The sequence below is a fragment of the Prosthecobacter gellanilyticus genome, from assembly GCF_007992435.1.
Lineage (GTDB): Bacteria > Verrucomicrobiota > Verrucomicrobiia > Verrucomicrobiales > Verrucomicrobiaceae > Prosthecobacter > Prosthecobacter gellanilyticus.
Genome location: NZ_BKAG01000003.1, coordinates 175,488 through 196,782, shown reverse-complemented (window position 1 = coordinate 196,782; position 21,295 = coordinate 175,488). Strand labels below are relative to the sequence as shown.

General features: G+C 61.0%; 21 protein-coding genes. All 21 read left to right on the top strand.

The window, feature by feature from the left end:
* Nucleotides 1–63 precede the first annotated feature (63 nt).
* The 21 genes from BGE01nite_RS03775 (at nt 64) to BGE01nite_RS03680 (ending at nt 21,293) form a co-directional block, all read left to right on the top strand.
* Complete coding sequence (locus BGE01nite_RS03775; protein ID WP_146848932.1) at nt 64–1,122, top strand: acyltransferase family protein; 1,059 nt, start codon at nt 64–66, stop codon at nt 1,120–1,122.
* 122 nt (nt 1,123–1,244) lie between these two features.
* Nucleotides 1,245–1,784 carry a GbsR/MarR family transcriptional regulator gene (locus BGE01nite_RS03770; protein WP_146848931.1) on the top strand — a complete coding sequence of 180 codons (540 nt, stop codon included), beginning with the start codon at nt 1,245–1,247 and terminating at the stop codon, nt 1,782–1,784.
* A gap of 20 nt (nt 1,785–1,804) precedes the next feature.
* The gene (gene cysC / locus BGE01nite_RS03765) at nt 1,805–2,491 is read left to right on the top strand and encodes an adenylyl-sulfate kinase (RefSeq protein ID WP_146848930.1); all 687 of its coding nucleotides are present in this window, start codon (nt 1,805–1,807) and stop codon (nt 2,489–2,491) included.
* Nucleotides 2,492–2,501: 10 nt separating this feature from the next.
* Nucleotides 2,502–3,344 carry an ABC transporter permease gene (locus BGE01nite_RS03760; protein ID WP_146848929.1) on the top strand — a complete coding sequence of 281 codons (843 nt, stop codon included), beginning with the start codon at nt 2,502–2,504 and terminating at the stop codon, nt 3,342–3,344.
* Nucleotides 3,345–3,349: 5 nt separating this feature from the next.
* Nucleotides 3,350–4,630: an ABC transporter ATP-binding protein gene (locus BGE01nite_RS03755; RefSeq protein WP_146848928.1), complete on the top strand. Its 1,281-nt coding sequence runs from the start codon at nt 3,350–3,352 to the stop codon at nt 4,628–4,630.
* Nucleotides 4,631–4,653: 23 nt separating this feature from the next.
* A complete protein-coding gene (locus BGE01nite_RS03750; RefSeq protein WP_146848927.1) occupies nt 4,654–5,454 on the top strand; it encodes a TylF/MycF/NovP-related O-methyltransferase in 801 nt (266 codons plus the stop codon).
* Nucleotides 5,455–5,470: 16 nt separating this feature from the next.
* Entirely contained in the window at nt 5,471–6,244 is a 774-nt protein-coding gene (gene rfbF / locus BGE01nite_RS03745) for a glucose-1-phosphate cytidylyltransferase (RefSeq protein ID WP_146848926.1), read from the top strand.
* Between the two features lie 3 nt (nt 6,245–6,247).
* Entirely contained in the window at nt 6,248–7,327 is a 1,080-nt protein-coding gene (gene rfbG, locus BGE01nite_RS03740; protein ID WP_146848925.1) for a CDP-glucose 4,6-dehydratase, read from the top strand.
* Complete coding sequence (locus BGE01nite_RS03735; RefSeq protein WP_146848924.1) at nt 7,324–7,872, top strand: dTDP-4-dehydrorhamnose 3,5-epimerase family protein; 549 nt, start codon at nt 7,324–7,326, stop codon at nt 7,870–7,872. The genes rfbG and BGE01nite_RS03735 overlap by 4 nt, the downstream gene beginning before the upstream one ends.
* Nucleotides 7,869–9,005 carry a DegT/DnrJ/EryC1/StrS family aminotransferase gene (locus BGE01nite_RS03730; protein ID WP_146848923.1) on the top strand — a complete coding sequence of 379 codons (1,137 nt, stop codon included), beginning with the start codon at nt 7,869–7,871 and terminating at the stop codon, nt 9,003–9,005. Before BGE01nite_RS03735 ends, BGE01nite_RS03730 begins: the two co-directional genes overlap by 4 nt.
* 39 nt (nt 9,006–9,044) lie before the next feature.
* Nucleotides 9,045–9,824, top strand: a complete 780-nt coding sequence (locus BGE01nite_RS03725) for a cephalosporin hydroxylase family protein (protein WP_146848922.1) — start codon at nt 9,045–9,047, stop codon at nt 9,822–9,824.
* A gap of 25 nt (nt 9,825–9,849) precedes the next feature.
* Nucleotides 9,850–11,037: a class I SAM-dependent methyltransferase gene (locus tag BGE01nite_RS03720; protein WP_146848921.1), complete on the top strand. Its 1,188-nt coding sequence runs from the start codon at nt 9,850–9,852 to the stop codon at nt 11,035–11,037.
* A 12-nt stretch (nt 11,038–11,049) separates the two neighbouring features.
* Nucleotides 11,050–12,840, top strand: a complete 1,791-nt coding sequence (locus BGE01nite_RS03715; protein WP_146848920.1) for a glycosyltransferase — start codon at nt 11,050–11,052, stop codon at nt 12,838–12,840.
* Between the two features lie 21 nt (nt 12,841–12,861).
* Entirely contained in the window at nt 12,862–13,785 is a 924-nt protein-coding gene (locus BGE01nite_RS28875) for a hypothetical protein (protein ID WP_170266571.1), read from the top strand.
* Between the two features lie 13 nt (nt 13,786–13,798).
* Nucleotides 13,799–14,560, top strand: a complete 762-nt coding sequence (locus BGE01nite_RS03710) for a class I SAM-dependent methyltransferase (protein WP_170266570.1) — start codon at nt 13,799–13,801, stop codon at nt 14,558–14,560.
* Nucleotides 14,547–15,758, top strand: a complete 1,212-nt coding sequence (locus tag BGE01nite_RS03705; RefSeq protein ID WP_146848918.1) for an acyltransferase family protein — start codon at nt 14,547–14,549, stop codon at nt 15,756–15,758. Before BGE01nite_RS03710 ends, BGE01nite_RS03705 begins: the two co-directional genes overlap by 14 nt.
* Nucleotides 15,759–15,791: 33 nt before the next feature.
* A complete protein-coding gene (locus tag BGE01nite_RS03700) occupies nt 15,792–17,267 on the top strand; it encodes a glycosyltransferase (RefSeq protein ID WP_146848917.1) in 1,476 nt (491 codons plus the stop codon).
* Nucleotides 17,268–17,293: 26 nt separating this feature from the next.
* Nucleotides 17,294–18,688, top strand: a complete 1,395-nt coding sequence (locus BGE01nite_RS03695) for a DUF6056 family protein (protein WP_146848916.1) — start codon at nt 17,294–17,296, stop codon at nt 18,686–18,688.
* Nucleotides 18,685–19,635 carry a glycosyltransferase gene (locus tag BGE01nite_RS03690; RefSeq protein ID WP_146848915.1) on the top strand — a complete coding sequence of 317 codons (951 nt, stop codon included), beginning with the start codon at nt 18,685–18,687 and terminating at the stop codon, nt 19,633–19,635. Before BGE01nite_RS03695 ends, BGE01nite_RS03690 begins: the two co-directional genes overlap by 4 nt.
* Nucleotides 19,632–20,384, top strand: a complete 753-nt coding sequence (locus BGE01nite_RS03685) for a glycosyltransferase family 2 protein (RefSeq protein ID WP_146848914.1) — start codon at nt 19,632–19,634, stop codon at nt 20,382–20,384. The genes BGE01nite_RS03690 and BGE01nite_RS03685 overlap by 4 nt, the downstream gene beginning before the upstream one ends.
* A 9-nt stretch (nt 20,385–20,393) precedes the next feature.
* A complete protein-coding gene (locus BGE01nite_RS03680) occupies nt 20,394–21,293 on the top strand; it encodes a class I SAM-dependent methyltransferase (protein WP_146848913.1) in 900 nt (299 codons plus the stop codon).
* Nucleotides 21,294–21,295: the final 2 nt, after the last annotated feature.

Below are 21,295 nucleotides of genomic sequence, written 5' to 3'. Positions count from 1 at the left end.
GAGCAGCTCCTGAAGGCCAAAGAAAGATGGCGCGTGCGATGAAAGCGACTACTGACAGCCCTGATGGCGGAAGCATCGAAACCTGTCTACCTCTCCAGCCTGCAAGTCTTTCGCGGACTCGCCGCGCTGGGTGTGCTGGTGTATCATGCCTGCCTCTTCACAGAGCGGAAGACCCAGCAGGTGCTGCTCGGCGGTCTTTTCCATTTCGGCGAGCTCGGCGTGGACTTCTTCTTCGTGCTCAGCGGCTTCATCATCACCTTCATTCATGGGGCGGAGCTGGGCCAGCCGCAGTTCGCACCGCGTTATCTGTATCGCCGCTTCTTCCGGGTCTATCCCCTGCTCTTCATCCTCACTTCCGTGAAGCTCGGCTTGGAACTGGTCGCCTGGCAGCGTGGCGGCACACCTCCGGAGATCTCCCGCATCATCTCCTCCTACCTGCTGCTTCCCGCACCGGAGGGAATGATGCCCGTCATCACCGCTGCCTGGACCCTCATGCATGAGGCACTGTTTTATGCGCTGTTCCTGATCGCCTTGATTCTGGGATATCGCCGCGCTCTGCTGCTGCTCAGCCTCTGGATGGCGGCCATCTTCGCCACCCATCTCATGGGCGCCAAGCTCTACGATCTGCCACGCCTGATCTGTGATGCGCATAATGTAGAGTTCGTCTTTGGCATCGTGGTCTGCGCCTGTTTTCAGCGGCGGCATGAGTGGCGCTGGTCGCCCGTCTGGGTCAGCATTGTGGCGCTCGTTTTTCTGGGCCTCGGAGCCTGGGCCTATGATCATGTGAAGGGCATGGACCAGCCGCTGCAGGTGCGCCTGCTGCTGGGAGCCGCCTTTGCCCTCATTATCCTGGCTACCGGCGTGTGGGAACAGGGCCTGAAATCCCAGCCTTGGCCCAAATGGGCCTGCTGGCTCGGAGATGCCTCGTATTCCATCTACCTCGGGCACTCCATGGTCCTCCTGGCCCTCATCAATGCGGGCTCCAAACTGGCCCCGGACAGCCTCGCCATGCGCTACGTCGTGGCCGGAGGTGCCTGCTTGGCGGCCCTCGCTGCATGTGCCGTGCTTTGGGCACTGGTCGAGCGCCCGCTTTTGAGATGGTCCCGCCGCTGGCAGGCGTGAGGGCCATGGCCTGAAGAGGTGCGCGCCTACTCCCAAAGAGGCAGACGAAAACCTGACATTTCCAGCGAAGCCTCTTGCCAGAAATGTCAGCCTCTCCATCATCGTTCAGATTTTTCTGAACGATGCCCAAGGCCGCTCCCAGCCCAAGTTCTGATCTTCAGCCCGCCTCCTGGGAGCGGGAAGTGCGGCGTTTCATTGATGCGGGCGGAAACACCACCCACGCTTTTGGCCTCGGCAGGCTCATCGGGCGCATGTTTGCCCTGCTCTATTTGCAGCCAGGCCCCTTGAGCCTCGAGGAAATCGCCGCCCGCCTGGACATCAGCAAGGCCAGCGCCAGCACCACCATCCGCCAGCTTGAGGAGTGGCATGCGGTGTGTCATCGCCCGGTCGAAGGTGACCGCCGTGACTACTACGAGGCTCAGACCGATTTCCGCGTGATCGTGAAGCAGGGTTTGCTGCCTGGCATCCGTCAAAAACTCGGCTCGGCTGGCACTCAGATCGCCCGCACGCTGGATGCCGAAGTCTCCGGCTCAGGCCAGCACTCGGCCTCCCAGCATCCGGACGAGATCAAGATCATCCGCAAGCGCCTCAAAGTCGCGCGTGACCTCCACGCGAAGCTCGATGGCATCCTTTCCAGCCGTCTGCTGGACCACTTCCTCTGACGGCTATTCCCGCCACTCCCATGAGCGGCACCTCCAACTCCCCATCTCCTGATTCAGGTCCCGCCGCACCGGCCACGACCAAGGGCGGCAGCTTGCCCGAATCCGCCAACATCACCTGGACAAAGACCCGTGTGACCGATGCCATGCGCTGTGAGCGCCTCGGCCAGCGCGGTGCGGTCATCTGGATGACTGGCCTCTCCGGCTCCGGCAAATCCACCATGGCCGTGGGTCTCGATGCCCATCTCTATGAGGCAGGCAAACCCTCCTTCATCCTGGATGGTGACAACCTCCGCCACGGTCTCTGCTGTGATCTCGGCTTCAGTTCTGAAGACCGTCATGAAAACATCCGCCGCACTGGCGAGGTGGCCAAATTGATGGCCCAAAGCGGCATCATCGTCATCTGCTCGCTCATCTCGCCCTTTGATGAGGACCGCCGCAAAGTACGCGAGTCCTGCCTTCGCGATGCCGTGCCCTTTGCGGAGGTCTTCATCGCCGCGTCGCTGAACGTCTGCGAGCAGCGTGATCCCAAAGGCCTTTATGCCAAAGCCCGCAGCGGAGCCCTCAAGGGCTTCACCGGGATTGATTCACCTTATGAACCTCCGCAGGCCGCCGAGGTCATTTTGCAAACAGGCGTGAACAGCCCTGAGGCCTGCATTCAGCAGCTCGTGGCGCACGTGCTGGCGCTCACATCGCTGAAAGCCGCCTGATCCGAGAAACATGGAAAACGAAATCATCATCCGCGCCGGCCGCAGCGAGTCAGGCTACTGGCGTGACATCTGGCGCTACCGCGAGCTCTTCGGCTTCCTGGCCTGGCGAGACATCATCGTTCGTTATAAGCAGACCGTCGCCGGTTCCGCCTGGGCGCTCCTGCGTCCGCTGCTGACCACGCTGGTCTTCACCGTGCTCTTTGGCCGTATGGGCAAGTTCCCCTCGGATGGCGTGCCTTATCCCGTGCTCGTGCTCGCCGGCATGCTGCCCTGGCAGTTCTTCAGCAATGCCATCTCCGCGTCCACACACAGTCTGGTGAACAACAACAGCCTGATCTCCAAAGTCTACTTCCCGCGCCTGCTCATTCCAGCGAGCACCTTTGGCGTGGCGCTCGTGGACTTCGCCATCACGCTGGTGATCCTCGCGGGCATGATGGCCTGGTATCAAGTGATGCCGACGTGGCGTTTGCTCTGCTTGCCAATCTTTACCCTGCTCGCCGTCGCCGCGGCACTTGGGCCTGGTTTGCTCATCAGCGCTCTCATGGTCGAATACCGTGACTTCAAGCACATCGTGCCATTCCTGGTGCAGTTCGGCACCTATGTGAGTCCGGTCGGCTTCAGCACCAGTGCCGTTCCAGAGCAGTGGCGCCTGCTGTATGCCTGCAATCCCGTCGTCGGGGTGATCGAAGGCTTCCGCTGGTGCATCTACGGCGGCCTAACTGCAAATACGCAAACGACCTCAAGCCTGCCCATGGAGGGCTTCCTCATCTCCTGCGGCATTGTGATCTTCCTGCTCATCCTCGGCCTGTGGTACTTCCGCCGGACCGAAAAAACCTTTGCCGACCTCATCTGACAGACATGGCATCTGACACGGTCATCCACGTCGAACACCTCGCGAAGCGCTATCTGATCCAGCATCAGTCCGCCGGAGTTAAAAAAGGCACGGGCAAGATGCTCAGCGAGCGTGTGCAAGCCTCGGCCAAAGGTCTGCTTGGCGGCTTCTTTGGCCGCAACAAGGACATCGAAACCGGCAAGTCCACGACGGAAGAGTTCTGGGCGCTCAAGGACGTCTCCTTTGACGTGAAGCGCGGCGAGGTGCTTGGCATCGTTGGCCGCAATGGTGCGGGCAAAAGCACGCTGCTGAAGCTGCTCAGCCGCATCACCGACCCCACTCGTGGCGAGATCCGCATCAAGGGCCGCGTGGCCAGCCTTCTCGAGGTCGGCACGGGTTTCCATCCCGAGCTCACAGGGCGTGAAAACGTCTTCTTGAATGGTGCCATCCTTGGCATGAGCCGCGAACAGATCCGCTCGAAGTTTGATGAGATCGTGGCCTTTGCCGAGATCGAGAAGTTCCTCGACACGCCGGTGAAGTACTACAGCAGCGGCATGTATGTGCGCCTCGCTTTCGCGGTCGCCGCTCATCTCGAGCCGGACATCCTCATCGTGGATGAGGTGCTCGCCGTCGGTGACATGGCCTTCCAAAAGAAGTGCCTCGCCAGCATGGAGGCCACGACCAAGCAAGGCCGCACCGTGCTGCTCGTGAGTCATAACATGCCCACCGTGCTCAGCCTGTGCACACGTGCCGTGCTGCTCAGCGGCGGCGTGGTGGCAGCCGAGGGAGCGCCCGCTTCGGTGCTCGAGACCTATCAGAGCGCCTATCGTGCCGGCAGCTTGTCTTCAGACTCTTCGAAGGACTGCCGTTTGCTGCGCACCTGGATCGGCGAGGACCCAGCCACATCTCAAAGCGGCGTGCCCATGAGCACAGCCTTTGAGATTCAGTTCGAGTATGAAGTGCAGAACGCTCGCGGCCGCAATTTCGTCCCTTACATCCAGGTGGACACGGATGGCGGCCAGTGTGTCTTCCACGTGAACTCCGAGGATGTCAGTGATGCCGGAGACGGCCGCTGGCGTGCCTCCTGCACGGTGCCGGCCTGGCTGCTGAACGCTGGCGGACATCACGTCACCATCGTCGTCGTCGGCTTCAGTTCCAATAGCTACGACATCTGCCTGCATGAGCCGACCGCTCTTTCCTTCACAGTGATGGAGGACACCCCGCATCCAGGTCGCTACGCCTATGCCGGACACGTGCCCGGAGCCATCTGGCCGCGCCTCGACTGGAAGGTCAGCAAGCTCGACTGACCCGCACGCTCACACCCACCTTCATGATTCGTTCCATTGTCCGTCGTCTGCGTAAAAAGCTCCGGCCCTTGCTTCTGCGAGCCGCTGGAGAGGACATCGACTTCATCGCACGTCAGAAGCAGTGGGGCACCCCTTCGTTCGAGGGAGATGCGCTGCGCACCTACTGCAAGAACACCTCCTGGATGCAGGAACCACGTTTCCGTGAGGCCTATGAAGCCGGCTTTAACTCTGGCCACCGCTACTCTCATCTGCCGGATCTGCATCTGGAGTGGCGCATTCACATCATCCTCTGGGCCGCGCAGCAGGCGCTGAAGCATGAGGGTGATTTCGTCGAGTGCGGTGTGAACACCGGCATCTTTTCCCTCACGGTCTGCAAGTATCTCGACTTCAGCAAGCTGCCGCGAAACTTCTATCTCTTCGACACCTTCGCCGGCATCCCGGAATCCCAGATGTCCGACACGGAGCGCCCGAAGCGCCTGAAGGAAAACCGGGATTTCTACCAGGATTGCTTCGCCACCGCGCAGGCAAACTTCGCTCCCTGGCCTAACACCAAGCTTGTGCGCGGACTGGTGCCGGACACGCTTACCACGGTCGACATTCAAAAGGTGGCCTATCTGTCCATCGACATGAACATCGCCAAGCCTGAGCGGGATGCGCTGGAGCACTTCTGGCCAAAGCTTGTCAGCGGCGGCGTCATCGTGCTCGATGACTACGGCTGGCTGAACTACGCCGAGCAGAAAGCCACCATCGATGAGTTCGCCAAGGCCAACGACATCAACATCTGCATCCTTCCCACCGGCCAGGGCATCATCGTGAAGCCCTGATTCATTTTCCCAACCCATGAAAGTCGTCATCTTCTGCGGAGGCCTCGGCACCAGGTTGCGCGAGGAGACTGAGTTCCGTCCCAAGCCCATGGTGCCTGTCGGTGGCAGGCCCATCGTCTGGCACATCATGAAGTACTATGCCCAGTTCGGGCACAAGGAGTTCATCCTGTGCCTGGGTTACAAGGGGGAGGTCATCAAGGACTACTTCCGTAACTACCACTGGAACACCAGCAGCGTGACCTTGAAGCTCGGCTCCAAGCCGCAGATCAAGTACCACACCACGCATGACGAGGAGGACTGGACGGTCACCCTGCTGGACACCGGCCTCAACACCATGACCGGCGGTCGCTTGAAGAAGGCGCTCGAGTTCGTTGAGGACGACACCTTCCTGCTCACCTATGGCGACGGCCTAACGAACAGCGATATCAATGCCTCCATCGAGTTTCATCGTCAGCAGGGCAAGCTGTGCACCCTCACCGCTGTGCATCCCGCCGGCCGCTTTGGCGAACTGGGCATGGACGGCACCAGCGTCTGCTCCTTTGCAGAAAAGCCGGACTCGGAAAGCACCTTCATTAACGGCGGCTTCTTTGTGCTGAACAAGGCCGTGGCTCCTCTCCTGACGAGTGACGACTGCATCTTCGAGCGTGGACCTTTGGAGACTCTGGCCACACAACGCCAGCTCGCCGCCTGGCAGCATGAAGGCTTCTGGCAGTGCATGGACACCTACCGCGAGTATGAGATGCTCAACGCGATGTGGGACGAAGGCAAGGCACCCTGGAAAATCTGGTGACGCATGTTCGGAACTGACTACCAAGGGCGCAGGGTGCTGATCACCGGCCACACGGGCTTCAAAGGCTCGTGGCTCGCGCTTTGGCTGCATCAGCTCGGCGCCGAGGTCAGTGGACTCTCACTGCCCCCGGAACCAGGCAGCGTGCTCTTTGAAGCACTGAAGCTCGAAACAAAGGTCCGCCATCATATCGGCGATATTCGTGATGCCGCTCTCGTGGAGCGAGTGGTGGCAGAGACTCAGCCCGAGATCGTCTTCCATCTTGCCGCGCAGCCTCTGGTACGCCTGTCTTATCAGCAGCCCGTGGAAACCTGGGCCACGAATGTGATGGGCACCATTCATGTGCTGGAGGCCGTGCGAAAGCTCGGCAAGCCATGCACCATCGTCGCCATCACCACAGACAAGGTCTACGAGAACAACGACGCTGGCCGCGCCTTTGCGGAAACCGATCCGCTGGGTGGTCATGACCCTTACAGCTCCAGCAAGGCAGGCGCCGAGATCGCCATTCAATCATGGCGTCGCTCCTTCTTTGCGCAGGGCAGTCCAATCGCGCTCGCCAGCACTCGTGCAGGCAATGTCATCGGTGGTGGAGACTTCGCCGCGGACCGCATCGTGCCAGATGCCATCCGCGCCATGAGCAAGGGTGAGTCCGTGTGGGTGCGCAACCCTGGCAGCACACGGCCCTGGCAGCATGTGCTCGAACCTCTTTTTGGTTATCTCATCCTCGGCGCGCAGATGGATCGTGCCTTGCGTGAAGGTGATCAAGCACGCCGCGCTGTTTTAGAGTCTGGCTGGAACTTCGGTCCTGCACTGGAAAGCGTGCGGCCGGTGAGTGACCTCATCGATCTCGTCACGAAGCGCTGGCCTGAAGGCCGCTGGCATCACAGCGCGGACACAGAGGCCGTGCATGAGGCACGCCTGCTGGCTCTCGATCCCTCCAAGGCTGAGCGTGAGCTCGGCTGGAAACCACGCTGGAGCTTCGCGCAAGGCGTGCACACCACGGTGGACTGGTACCATGCCGTACATCAAGGCGCTGATCCTTCCGCTCTCAGCCTTCAGCAGATTCAAAGCTTCCTCCAATCATGAATTTCGAGCCGCTGCCACTCCCTGGAGCCTACCTTGTGACCCTCGCCAGAAAAGAGGATGACCGAGGCTTCTTTGCCCGTCTGCATTGCGAGCGTGAGTTCGCAGATCTCGGCATCCAGTTTCAGGTGAAGCAGGCGAACAACTCGTACAACCCGGAGCGCGGTACCCTGCGTGGCTTTCATTTCCAGCGCCCGCCTGTGCCTGAGGACAAGCTCGTGCGCTGCATCGGCGGCGCCTTGGTGGATGTGATCGTGGATCTCCGCGCAGGTTCGCCCACCTACGGCCAGCACTGCATGATCGAGCTGACACCGCAGAACCGGAAGATGATCTTCGTGCCCAAGGGCTTCGGGCATGGCTATCAGAGCCTCACGCCGGACACTGAGATCCTCTACCTCGTCTCCGAGTTTTACAGCAAGCAGTATGAGGACGGCCTGCGCTTCGACGACCCCCAGGTCGGCGTGCCCTGGCCGCTGGAGCCCACGAATGTCTCGGACCGTGACCGCGCCATGCCGCTGCTCGCCGATTTCCAACCCATCCAACTATGATCCCCGTCTTCAAACCCCACATCGACGCCGATACCATGAAGGCGGCCGTGGATGCTCTGCATCTCGGCTGGCTTGGCATGGGCAGTTACGTCAAAGCCTTCGAAGAGAAGCTCACAGAGGCCTTTGAGCTTGGACCAGACCGCAAGCTGGTCGCCGTGAATACCTGCACCTCCGCGCTGCACCTGGCCCTGCTCACGGCTGGTGTCGGTCCTGGTGATGAAGTCATCACGCCCGCGCTGAACAACATCGGCGATTTCCAGGCCATCGGCATGTGCGGCGCACGTCCGGTGTTTGTGGACATCAACGAGCACGATCTTTCCATCAATCCAGACCTCATCGAGCCGCTCATCGGTCCGAAGACGAAGGCCATCATCGTGCTGCACTACACGGGTGCCACCGCGCAAGTGCATCGCGTGCTCGAGATCGCGAAGAAGCATAACCTGCGCGTGGTCGAGGATGCTGCGCATGCCACCGGCACACGCGTGGAAGGCAAGCCCATCGGCAGTTACGGCGACCTTTCCTGCTTTAGCTTTGATGCCATCAAGACGCTCACCTGCATCGATGGTGGCGCGGTCGTGGTGCCAAGGGCTGAAGAGGCAAACGATCTCTATCCCGCTCGTCTTCTTGGCATGACCCAGCCGAACGAGCGCCTCTACGGCAACAGCCGCGCTTATCAGTTCGACGTGCTCAAGCAAGGCTTCCGCTATCACCTGGCGAACCTGCACGCCGCCATTGGTTTGACTCAATTGGCGAAGCTCGATGAGTTCAACGCCAACCGCCGCAAGTACTGCCGTCTCTACAATGAACTGCTCGCCGGTGTTCCCGGAGTGATCACACCGACAGATCGTTTTGATGGCGCGAGCATCTTCCACTACTGCCTGCGTGTTCTCGATGGCAAGCGTCCCGATTTGCAGGCCCACATGTGTGCCAATGGAGTGGACAGCGGCATTCACTGGATGCCGGGCAACCGCTTCACCTGGCTGCAGGACTGCCGTGGTGCGAATGACGTGCCTGTCACGGATCGCATTGGCGATGAGATCCTCACCCTGCCGCTCTGGTCCTACATGAATGACGAGGTCATTCACACCGTGGCGAATGCCATCCGCTCTTTCTACGGCCAGCCTGCTCTCTGATTTAACTTACCCATCCCTCTACTCACTCCCGAACCCGCCATGACCCCGCTTACCAATCTCACCATCGACGTCGAAAACGGCACCGTGACCTGGACCCACGAAGGCAAGACCGAGTCCCTGCCGATCAATCATCCGCGTTCCTTTGAAATGGCCTCCCATGCCTGGCTGCGCTGCGGCTGGGATGTGAAGCACGTCTATTCCTTCGCGTGGATGGGCCGCCCCATCATCCAGCTTCCTGAAGACATCGTGCGCATGCAGGAGCTGATCTACACGCTGAAGCCAGACGTGGTGCTTGAGTGCGGTGTGGCCCACGGCGGCTCGCTGGTGCTTTACGCCAGTGTGATGAAAGCCATGGGCCATGGCCGCGTGATCGGTGTGGATGTAGAGATCCGCCCGCACAACCGCAAGGCCATCGAGGAGCATGAGATGTTCCCGCTCATCACTCTCGTCGAAGGCAGCTCCATCGCCCAGGAGACGATCGACCATGTGCACTCCCTCATCAAGCCAGGTGAGAAGGTGCTGCTCATCCTCGACTCCAACCACTACAAGGAGCACGTGCTGAGCGAGATGCGCGCCTATCAGGATCTCGTGCCTGTGGGTTCCTACATCGTGGCCTGTGACGGCATCATGGAAGAAGTCTCCAATGGCCCGCGCACCCGTGAAGACTGGAGCTGGAACCACCCAAAGGCCGCCGCGAAGCAGTTCGCCGAGGAGAACCCGAATTTCGTGATCGAGTATCCTTCCTTCCCGTTCAACGAAGGCACCGTGGCGAAACCCGTCACTTATTTCGCCGAAGGTTACCTCCGCCGCGTTAGCTAATCTGACATTTCGTTATACCGCCGCCATGGTCCCCTGCCCTGCCACCGGTCTTCACGGCAGCGCTCCGCTCGTCGAGCGTGAGCGTGTCGTGGCCATGCACAACCGTCTCCACTCCACACGTGAGGAGGCGCGTGGCATCGAGTGGGGCCGCCTGGACCTGCGCCTGTGCCCGGAGTCCGGGCTGGCGTACAATGCGGAGTTTGATCCCGCGCTGGTCTCCTATGATGCCAGCTATGATAGCACCGTGCCCTCCGCGGCCAGCGAGGCTTATTGCCACGATCTCATCCGCTTTTTGAGCCAGCACTTTGAGCTGAAGCCCGGCGGCATCGTCATCGAGGCAGGCTGTGGCAAAGGTGAGTTCCTGAAGATGCTGACCAACGCTCTTCCAGGTGTTCGCGGCCTTGGCATGGACCCGAGTTGCCCCGCTGAAAGTGATGACGGCCAGGTGCATCTCATTCCGGACTACTTCCGCTCGGACCTCGTCCCACCGGGAGCCGCGCTCGTCGTGTGCCGTCATGTGATGGATCAGATGACCGACCCGCTGGCCTTCCTGCGCGAGGTCGCGCGTCTGGCGGAGCAGTCTCCCGGCTGCGGCGTCTTCATCGAGGTGCGTGAGCTGGATGCCATGCTGGCCACCGGCTCCTTCTGGGATATCTGCTACGAGAACCATTGCTACTTCACCGAGGGCAGCCTTGGGCATCTACTCAACATGGCCGGCTTTGAAGTGACCGCTTCCGGTCGCGGTCTGGGTGGCCAGTATCTTTGGTTAGGCGGCAGACTGGGTCCGAAGCCCACCCTCATGAGTCCGGAAGGCATCTCCGCGCTCACAACCCAGGTCGCTGAGTATGGTCAGCGTGAGAAGACCACGATCACCCAGGTGCGTGAAGGTTTGTCCAAACTCCGCGCCGAAGGCCGCAGCGTGCTCGTCTGGGGCGCAGCCACCAAGGGCGTGAACTACATCACCAATGTCGATCCTGATGCCACGCTGATCGACCTCGCCGCGGACATCAATCCACGCCGTCATGGCAGCTTCGTGGCAGGCAGCGGTCATGAGGTGATTCCACCCGAGCAGATTCCTGCCCGCGCCGGTCACGCGCCTGCCATTGTGATCATGAATCCAGCCTACACCTCCGAGATCGCGCAGAGCTGCCGCGAGCTCGGCCTGGAGCCTTTGTTTTTCGATGCCAGCCTGAATCCGCTGGCCGCTGCCTGATAGATACCGTCCATGAGCATCCCCCTGACCATCGTCATCCCCACACGCAACCGCGGGCACACCATCGGTGATACCCTGCGTACCTGCCTGCAGCAGCCGGATGATTTCCAAATCCTTGTCTGCGACAACGTCAGTGAAGACAACACGGAAGAGGTCGTGCGCGGTCTCGCCGACTCACGCGTGACCTACATCCGCACGCCCAATCTGCTGGGCATGGAGAGAAACTGGGAATATGCGCTGACGCATGTCAAAGATGGTTATGTCAGCATCGTGGGTTCGGATGACGGACTCATGCCCGGCGCTGTCAGCATGCTGCGCAAAGCCATTGCAGAAACCGGCGCGCGCGTGATCCGCACGCCACTGCTGCACTACTACTGGGACAACTATCCCGAGCCTGAGTACGAGAGCATGACGCTGAACCTGCCCGTGGGGCAGCAGCCCTGGTGGTGGGTGGACTCGCAGGAAGAGCTTAGGCTCTGCGCAGAGCGCATCAGCCATCATCAGCGCTTCTTTCGCCGTCTGCCGTCTCTCTACAATAGCTGCATCGACCTCTCACTCCTGCGCGAGGTGAAGGCCAAGCATGGCGACATCATCGTCTCAAAAATGCCGGACATGTTCACCGCCACGCTCTGCGCGGCACTGACCGAGCGCTATCTCTTCATGGGCGTGCCGACCACCATGAACGCCATGTCAGGCAGCAGCAATGCCGTGGCGCAGTTCCTGCGCGGTCATCTGACGAATGCCGATGGCCGCCATTTCTGGGCTGAAGTGGACTTCCCCTATGATCCACAGCTCGTGGAAGAGTCCGCGGATCCAAACATCGTCTTTTCTCTTCCCGTCCTCATCGCCGACCAGTACCTGAAGGTGAAGAAACTGGGCTATCCTGTGCCTGACATTCCTTTTGAGCGGGTGCTGCGTGCCACGGTGGAAGGTGCGCCACGCTGGAGACAGCGTGAGCAGTATGATGGCGCGCTGGCCATCGCTCGCGGTCTTGCCCGCATTCATGGCATGCAGAGCCTCTGCGAGGATCTCATTGCGAAGCATCCCTTCGTTCCGCGTGTGGGAGATCGCCACCCCACCTTCTTCAATGAAGAAGAGAAAGCCTATGAGTATCTCGACATGCGGCCCTTCCGCACCACGGGTGTGTTTTCCGCCAGTGTGGAGCTCGGCCGCATCTGCCAGCTTCACCAGCAGCAGGCCGAGGCGCAGGCCAAGCTTCCCGCGCTGCCAAAACAGGCGATGGATTTCGCGACCGTCGGTGAAGAAGGTCTTCTCACTTGGCTGGGTGTCACCACCGCAGGCTCCTACCTCTGCGGCAAAGGACTTGTGTGCACGAACCAGAATCAAAACCTGCTCCTGCATCGTCTGCTCAAAGCACCGAGCCTCGCCAGTGATGTGCAGTTTGTCTCAGGCTCTGACAAGATCGGCGCGCAGAAGGATCTCGAGTTCATCCTGGTTCCGCGTTCTGCTGAGCTGCTGGCCGCAGATCGTGTGCAAGCTGCTGCGACCAGCCTGAAATCGAACGGACGTCTGGTCGTGATCCACCTTGCAGACCAGTTGCCGGATTGCGGTACTGCCTTCACCCATGACGTGACCCTGCCTCTGAAGCTGGATGCCACCGAAGGCGTGGCCCTGGCTCTCGCACGCTGGTGGAAGCGCCTTCCTGAAGGGCGCAAGAAAACACTCCTGCACCTCAGCTTGAAGCCGCTGGCCGGTTATCTGGCCACGCGCATGGGCGGCGAAACCTCCCGCCGCCAGCACAGTGGCTGGTGCGTGAGTGTGTTCACCCGCAGCGCCTACTGACACATCATTGATTAGACTCTCATGATCCGTTCCCTTCTCCGCCGCCTGATCCAGGGCGCGCCTGCCGAGCAGGCACCTGCGGCGCTCACCACTCTCGTTGGCATGACCACGAATGAGGAGCGCCTGTACTACGCTGAAGCCATCCAGAAGATTCGCTCCCTGCCAGGAGCAGTGGTGGATCTCGGCTGCTGGATGGGCTCCACCACGCTCTCGCTCGTCCATGGTCTGGAAGAGGCCGGATGCAAAGATGAGATCGTCTATGGCTTCGACCGCTTCATCTGGGATGACTGGATGGATGAATACCTGCCAGTGGTCGCCTGCGAATACGCACATGGTGAAAGCTTCCTGCCTGAAGTGCGCCGCCGCGTGAAGGCACATGGGCATCGTGTGCGTCTCGTGCCTGCGGATCTCACCACGTATGCGTGGAAGGACGGCCCGATCAAACTGCTGCTGGTGGATGCGATGAAGACCTGGGTGCTGGGCTCCAGCATCACGCGCTCCTTCTTTCCATCCCTTGTCCCCGGCGCGCTGGTCGTGCATCAGGACTACAAGTGCTATGACACACCCTGGATCGCGCTCATCCAGTATCGTCTGCGGGATCTCTTCAATTTCACGCACGGTGTGCGTCGTGGCTGCACCGTGGCCTTTGAACTGAAGGAAAAGCTCTCTCCTGAGCGCGTCAATGCCGCCGCTGACTTCACCGCTGTGACCGCTGAGGAAATCGAAGCTGCGGTGAACTGGTCCGCGGAGCTGCTCGGCGAACCCGGTCGCGGCTGGATGGCCGGCTGCCACATCATGTACCATCTCTTTGTCAAAGATGCCGCCGGTGCTCGCCGCATCGCGGATGGTTATCTCAACTCCGGCATCAAGCGCCATGGCGGCTTCGCAGAAGCGCTGCGTTTCCTGGAAACCGCCGAGAGCAAGGGCGAGTTCCCGCCCTCCTGATTCACTCGTCATCATGTCACGATCCCTCTCCCAGGAAGAATCCTCCGCGCTGCTGCGCCAGCAGGCGCTGGATGATCGTCTGAGCCCGCAGCCCGGAGCCAAGCTCTACCTGCATCTCTCCGACCTGCGCGTGGTGCTGGACAAGGTGCGCACGGACGAGCCGCTGCGCATCCTGGATTATGGCTGCGGTGGCAGCCCCTACCGCAGTCTTTTCCCAAAGGCCGAGTATCTGCGCGCGGATCTCGGTGGCATGAGTGATCTGGATTTCATCATTGATCCCGGCAAGCCGCTCGCCGCGCCCGATGCCAGCTTTGATCTCATCTTCTCCACCCAGGTGCTGGAGCATGTGGAAGACCCGATGTTTTATCTGAGTGAGTGCCGCCGCATGCTGAAGCCAGGAGGCGTGCTGGCCCTCTCCACGCATGGCACCTTCCCGGATCACGGCGCGCCCTGGGACTTCCAGCGCTGGACACCGCATGGACTGGAAAGAGATGTCCGCAACGCCGGTTTCGAGATCGACACCACCTGGCGCCTTACTTCCGGCCCGCGCGCCATGCTGCAGCTCTGGGAGCTGACCATGGAGAAGCTCGCTTGTGACAATAGTTTGTTCGGCATCATCTTCAAGGCGCTGCGCTGGTTCACCCGCCGCAAACGCCCCGCTTTTCATGCCTGGGCAGACAGGCAGCTCGCCGATTACCGCGTGGCTGGCGGCGCTGATGCGCCCGCCCATCGCCTCTATCTCGGCCTGATGGTCCTGGCGCGTGTCCCGCGCTGATCGATCACACTTCCGCGTGAGCGAAGTTTCACCATCTTCACGCGAAACCCATCTCGACGGGCTTCGCGGACTGGCGGCCTCTGTGGTGGTGCTCTGCCATTTTGTCTCCGCCTTTCTGCCCCATGCCGCGTTTGGTGATCTCTCCAAGGCCCACTACTCCTGGGAGCCCTGGCTGCTCAAAACTCCCCTCGGCATCCTGATCGCGGGTCACTTCGCGGTCTGCTTGTTTTTCCTCATGAGCGGTTACGTCCTCGCGGCTCCCATGCTGGCGCGAAGAGCTCCGCTGGCGGATGTGGTGGCGGCCATTGTGAAACGTCCGTTCCGTCTCGGGGGTGTGGTCCTCGGCACCACGCTTGTCTCCTGGGTGATCTGGAGCTTTGCTGGCTATCGCAATGTGGAAGCGGCGGCCTTGTCGGGCAGCGGCTGGTTTGATTACTTCTGGTCAGACGGCGTGCCCTCCCTGTCGAAGCTGATGCAGGACATGCTGCTCTCTCCCTTTGGCACTGCCAGCAAGCTCAATCAGCCCATGTGGACCATCGACCGCGAGCTCTGGGGCTCCTGGCTGGTCTTCGCGCTTCTGCTGCTGCGCCCGGCTCCGCTCCGCTGGTTCTTTATTGCCGCCTTCACACTCTGGTATGCGCGCAATCTGACGCAGTGCTTTCTCATCGGTTTGATCCTCGCGGAGATTCATCAGCTGCTCGCAGTCCGCGGCCGCCACCCGGTGATGCCGAACTGGCTTGCTGTGGTGCTCGGTGTGGTCGCCGCGGTCTGCGGATCCTTCCCCAAGTATCTGGATGAGGCCGGCCTCTCCCAAACCATGTTTGCTCAAATGCCAAGACTGCCCTGGCTGGGTGGGAGCTGGTCCATGCTGGGCGCTCTCTGCCTGATGCTGGTGGTGCTCTGGCATCCGCTGCCACGCCACTTTTTGAACCGTGCCTGGGTGCAGTTTCTCGGTCGTGTTTCCTATGCCCTGTATGGCGTGCATTTCCTCATCCTGGGTTCGCTGGCCGCATGGACCTACACACTCGCGGCGCCAGCCCTGGGTCGCGGCACGAGCACCTTGCTGACCTTGGTTTCTCTCCTCGCAGGCACCTTCGTCGGAGCCCTGATCATCGACCGCTGTGTGGATCGTCCAGCCATCGTGCTGGCGCAGTACATCGGCCGCCGGACCAAGGCGCTCTGCTCCCGGTTCTTCTGATTCGTCACCGCATCTTCACCCCGCTCATCTCCCATGTCCCAGTCTCCCGATGATTCCAACGCCATCCCCGTGTGGGGCATGGCCGCCATTGAGCACAAGCGCGCCAGCATTCTCGAGAATGTCGAAAAGTACGCGGAGAACCGTGACTATCACATCAACCTCAACTCCTACTTCTACAGCGTGGTGGGCCGCGAGCTGAAGACCCTCGTCGGCGATGCAGGACGCCTGCTTTTCATCCGCTGCCAGACCGGCAAGCTGATCGAGTATGTGCAGGCCTCTTCCGTGACCGGAGTGGATGTGAGCCCGAAGATCATCGAGCTGGCGAAGAAACAGCATCCTGAGGCGGCCTTCCATGTCATGGATCCTGAAAAGGAGCTGCCTGAAGGGCCCTTTGACACGGTGCTCATCCAGGACACGACGGACATGGTGGACATCCAGGCCATGCTGGAGCGCGTGCGCGCCGTGTCCCTGCCGCACACACGCATCATCATCTACACCTACAACCACTTCTGGGAGCCGCTGGTCAGCCTGGCGGAGAAGGCCAACCTCAAGACACCGAAGGTGGAGCCTAACTGGTTGTCTGTTCGCGACTACGAGGGACTGCTGAACCTTTCCGGACTTGAGATGCTGAAGGTCACGCGCCGTGTGCTGATGCCCTTTGGAGTTCCGCTGCTGTCCACGCTGATCAACAAGTTCATCGCCTGGATGCCAGGGCTGGAGCGGATGAACCTCTGTCACTTCATCATCGCCCGCCCCGCGCCACAGCCGAGGCCGGCCTCCGACTTCAAGATCTCCGTCATCATCCCGTGCAAGGATGAGAAGGGCAATGTGCGCAGCGCGGTGGAGCGCATGCCCGAGCTGGGGCGTGAGACCGAGATCATCTTCTGCGATGACAAATCCACGGACGGCACGCCGGATGAGGTGCGCCTGATGCAGAAAGAGTTTCCACATAAGAACATCCGCCTCGTCGATGGTCCGGCGATCTCTAAGTCCCGCAACGTGTGGGCAGGCTTCGCGGCCGCGACGGGGGACATCCAGCTCATCCTGGATGCCGACCTCACGGTGATGCCTGAGGAACTGCCGCGCTTCATTGAGGCCATCGTCTCCGGCAAGGGCGAGTTCATCAATGGCTCCCGTCTGGTGTACCCCATGCAGGGCCAGGCGATGAAATTTACGAACATGCTGGGCAACAAGGGCTTCGCCACGCTCTTCTCCTACCTGCTCGGCTCTCCGGTGCGTGACACGCTCTGCGGCACCAAGGTGCTGTGGCGTCGTGACTGGGAGAAGGTCAGCAAGATGATCGACACCTGGGGCGCGGAGGACCGCTGGGGTGACTATGAGCTGCTCTTCGGCGCGGCACGTCTGAACCTGCGCATCGTGGACATGCCGGTGCACTACCAGGAGCGCGTGTATGGCACCACCAAGATGACACGCGTCTTTAAAAACGGTCTCATCATGCTCCGCTTCTGCTGGGCGGCCTTCCTGAAGCTGAAACTGCCTCAGATGTGAGCACCGCTGCTGATCCACGACCTGACATGACTGCGTCTGAATCCATCCGTCCCTGGCAGGTACTGCTGCTCACCGCGCTGTGCCTGTTCATCGTCACGCCGTTTGTGGCCTTGTGCTTCTACGCGCATCCGTCAGCCGATGACTGGTACATGGCCGTGGGCGGACGCGATCTCGGATTCTGGGGCGCGAACTGGAAATGGTACACGGAGATCTCCGGCCGCATCATCCAGCAGGCCAGCACCACGCTGCATCCCTTCCTGATCGGCAGCCTGGCCTACCAGGTCTGGTGCCTGGTGCTGCTCGCGTCCCTGGCTGGCGCGGGCGTGTATTTTAGCAATCGTTGGTTACGCGGCCAGCAGGTCGCCGTGCGCTGGCTCGCGGCAGCGCTGGGCTTCTGCCTGTTCCTGTGGGGCATGCGCAGTCCCGCGCAGGGTCTGTATTGGGTGAATGGCGGCAACACGTACGTGCTGGGCTTCATCCTGCAGTTGATCTTCGGTGCCTGGCTGGCAAGGGCCTGGCAGGAGCCGGAGCACCGGCCCTCCGCGCTCATCAGCATGGCCGTGCTGCTCATGACCATGCTGGCCTCCTGGTGCACGGAGCTGGCTATGGCCCTGCAATTGGTGACCCTGCTGCTGCTGGCGGTAGCGCAATGGATCGAGCACCGCCGGGTGCATCGCCTCTTCGTCGTGGCGATTGCAGGCACGTTGCTGGCCTCACTGGTCATCTTCTTCTCACCAGGTCTCCCGGTGCGCATGGGCACCTATCACAATGACGTGCACGGTCATCTCATCCCATGCCTGCTGCTTTCCGCGAAGCTGGCGGTGAAGCAGGGAGTGATCTGGCTGACCTCCGCACCTTTCTTCCTGCTGGCGCTGCTCCTCATCGGCGTGTGGCAGGCACCCGCATGGGAGCGCACGCAGGCCTGGACACGGACGGTGCTGGTACTGCTCATCATGATCGGCACCACCTGGGGCGGCTTCTTCATCGGCGCCTGGGGCATGGGCTACTCCATTCCCCCGCGCGCGATCAATCTGCTGGCCGCTTTCTTCGTCGTGGAGTGGCTGGCGCTCGTCTTCTGTGTCGCGGCTCTGGTGCGTGCCTGTGGATGGGCCCGGCCTGCGCTGACACCCGTGACCTTCGCCCTGGTGGTCCTGGCCCTCGGAGCGAGCCTGAAGTCGCCTAACAATGTGCAGTCCGCGTGGCGTGACCTGCTGAAAGGAGATGCACGAAAATTCTCTGCTGAGAACGAGCGGCGTTATGCCCTGCTTCGTGAGTCCACCACCGAGGAGGCCACGGTGCCACCGCTGCGCGTGAAGCCAGTGTCACTTTTCTTCAATGATCTGAAGCCTGATCCGACCGACTGGCGGAATGTGGGCATGGCAGACTTCTTCCACAAGAAGGCCATTCATCTCAGCGAATGAGCCCCACCGTCTCCTGGATCATTCCCATCCTCAACGGGATGCCTTTCCTGCCGGAGGCGCTGGCCTCTCTGGAAGCGCAGACCTGCCGTGATTTTGAGGTGCTGGTCTGGGACAATGGATCCACGGACGGCACGGTGGAAGTGCTGAAGCAGTGGATCCCCAACCGCCTGCCTGGGCGTGTGTTCACCGGCGAACCGCTGTCTTTGGGGAACTCGCTGCGCGCGCTCGCGGCAGCGGCCACCTCTCCCGTCATCGCACGCATGGACGCGGATGACATCTGCGAGCCACACCGCCTGGCCGTGCAGTTAAAATACCTGCAGGAGCATCCGGAGTACGCTCTCGTCGCTTCGGACCGGAACTGCATCGACCACACCGGCAGCCCGGTGGCGGCACGCACCACCTATCCGCACAAGCCTGCGGACATCCTGCATGCCACGCTGCGCGCGCCGCGCATCGTGCATCCCACCGTAATCATGCGGCGGGATGCCCTCATGCAGGTGGGCAACTATCGGGATCTCTCCACGCCCGAGTGCGCCTACTGGTCGGAAGACTATGACCTGTGGCTGCGCTTCCTCAGCCATCATCAGGCCATCACGCTGGAGGAACCGCTGCTGCGCTATCGCTACAACGCGACCAGCCTAACAGCGAATGAAACAAGGCTCAACCGAGCCTCCACAGCCCGACGTGAGGCCTGGAGGACGAATGCCGCTCTCTTTGCCGGCATCACGGATGAATCAGAAGCCATGCGCCTGTGGGAGAAGCAATTGCCTTCCGCGTTGCCGATGCTCAACCGCATCTCCAAGCATTTCGAGAAGCGTGACGGCATCTCCACGGCGCGCCGCTGGCGCATGGAGTCCTTCCGCAAGGCCGCGGCAGGTTTCACCCGCCGTTCGGACATCATCACGCGTGTCTGGCTGAAGCTCGCCTCCCGTCTTCCTTCCGCATGAGCACGACGCCGACGGTCTCCATCGTCATGCCCGCCTACAACGCGGAGAAGACGTTGAATGCCTCGATTGATTCGGCGCTCGCCCAGACGATGACGGATTGGCAGCTGCTGCTCGTCGTGGACAGCAAGTCCAGGGACAGCACCCGCTCCTTGGCCGAGGAGGCTGCGGCGAAAGAGCCGCGCATCCGACTGATCGTGGACCTTCCACAGGGTGGTTGTGTCTACAATCGCAACGAGGCCATCGCCCGTGCCACGGGTGAGTTCCTGGCCTTCCTGGACAGTGATGATCTGTGGATGCCGGACAAGCTGGAGAAGCAGGTCCGGCACATGCGCGAGACGGGATGCAACATTAGTTATACCGGTTACCGGCAGATGGATTGGGAAGGCCAGCCCACGGGCCAGATCATCCAGCCGCCAGCGCGCCTGACTCATGCGCTGCTGCTGCATGATAACCTGCTCGGCTGTCTCACCGCCATGCTGCGCCGCTCCAAGCATGGGGACATCCGTTTCGTGGAGCATCTGCATGAGGACTACATTCTCTGGCTGAAACTGCTGCGGCATGAGGATGCTCTCGGCCTGCCGGAGCCGCTGGCGGTCTATCGCATGGCGGCGCACAGCCGCTCCGGCAACAAAAAGCGTGCCGCAACGGCCCGCTGGCGCATCCTGCGCAACTACGAGAAGCTCTCGCTGCCTCGTGCCGCCTACTACTTTGCCAGCTACGCCTGGCGCGCTTCACGGAAGCGATTCTAACTAACTTTCATGGCTCTCAATTCGATCAGCGCCGAACTTCTTTTGCACTGTCGCAAGCTGCAACCGAACGCTTCCGACTTCCTCATGCTGGGCCGGCAATGGCTGCGCATCTCACCTGCCGAGGCCGCGCGTCTCGGGCAGGAGCATCGCTTGAAGCTGGATGATCTGGCCGATGCGAAGATGACCGACACGACCTACGCTGAGCCGTTTTTTGAGCGCATGGGTTTTCAAAAGGTCGCGGCGCTCGATGTCACCCGCTATCAAGGCGCAGGCGTGGTGCATGACATGAACACGCCGCTTCCGGCGGAGCATCATGGCAAGTGGGACTGGGTCTTCGATGGCGGCTCGCTGGAGCACATCTTTGATTTTCCAACGGCCATCCGCAATTGCTCCGCGTTGCTGAAGCCCGGTGGTCTCTTCATCACGCAGTGCCCGGTGAACAATTGGATGGGCCACGGCTTCTACCAGTTCAGCCCGGAGCTGTTTTACCGCACCTTTGCCAAAGATCATGGCTTCCGTGTGCGCTTTGCAGCGCTCGTCTCGCTGACCAATCCGCCTGTCTACCATGCCTTGCAGGATCCAGCGGATACCGGCAAGCGGCTGCAGTTCAATCCCACAGAAAGGCTCAGCCTGCTCTTCGTGGCTGAGAAGAGCGCAGGCGCGCAGATCGGCGAGGTGCAGCAGAGTGACTACTCGGTGCGCTGGGATCAAGGTCGGGAAGATGAGCAGCCCGCAAAGACGGAGAAGCCTGCGGGCAAGTCTTCCAGCATCGCCGCGCTGATCCCGACGCCGTTTCGTCGTCGGCTCAGCGAGTGGCGGATCAAGCAGCGGCGTCAGCGTGAGAACACACGCGGCATGACCCGCTGTGCCACGATGAGTGAGGCCTGGGATGTGGCGACCAAGAACTGAGT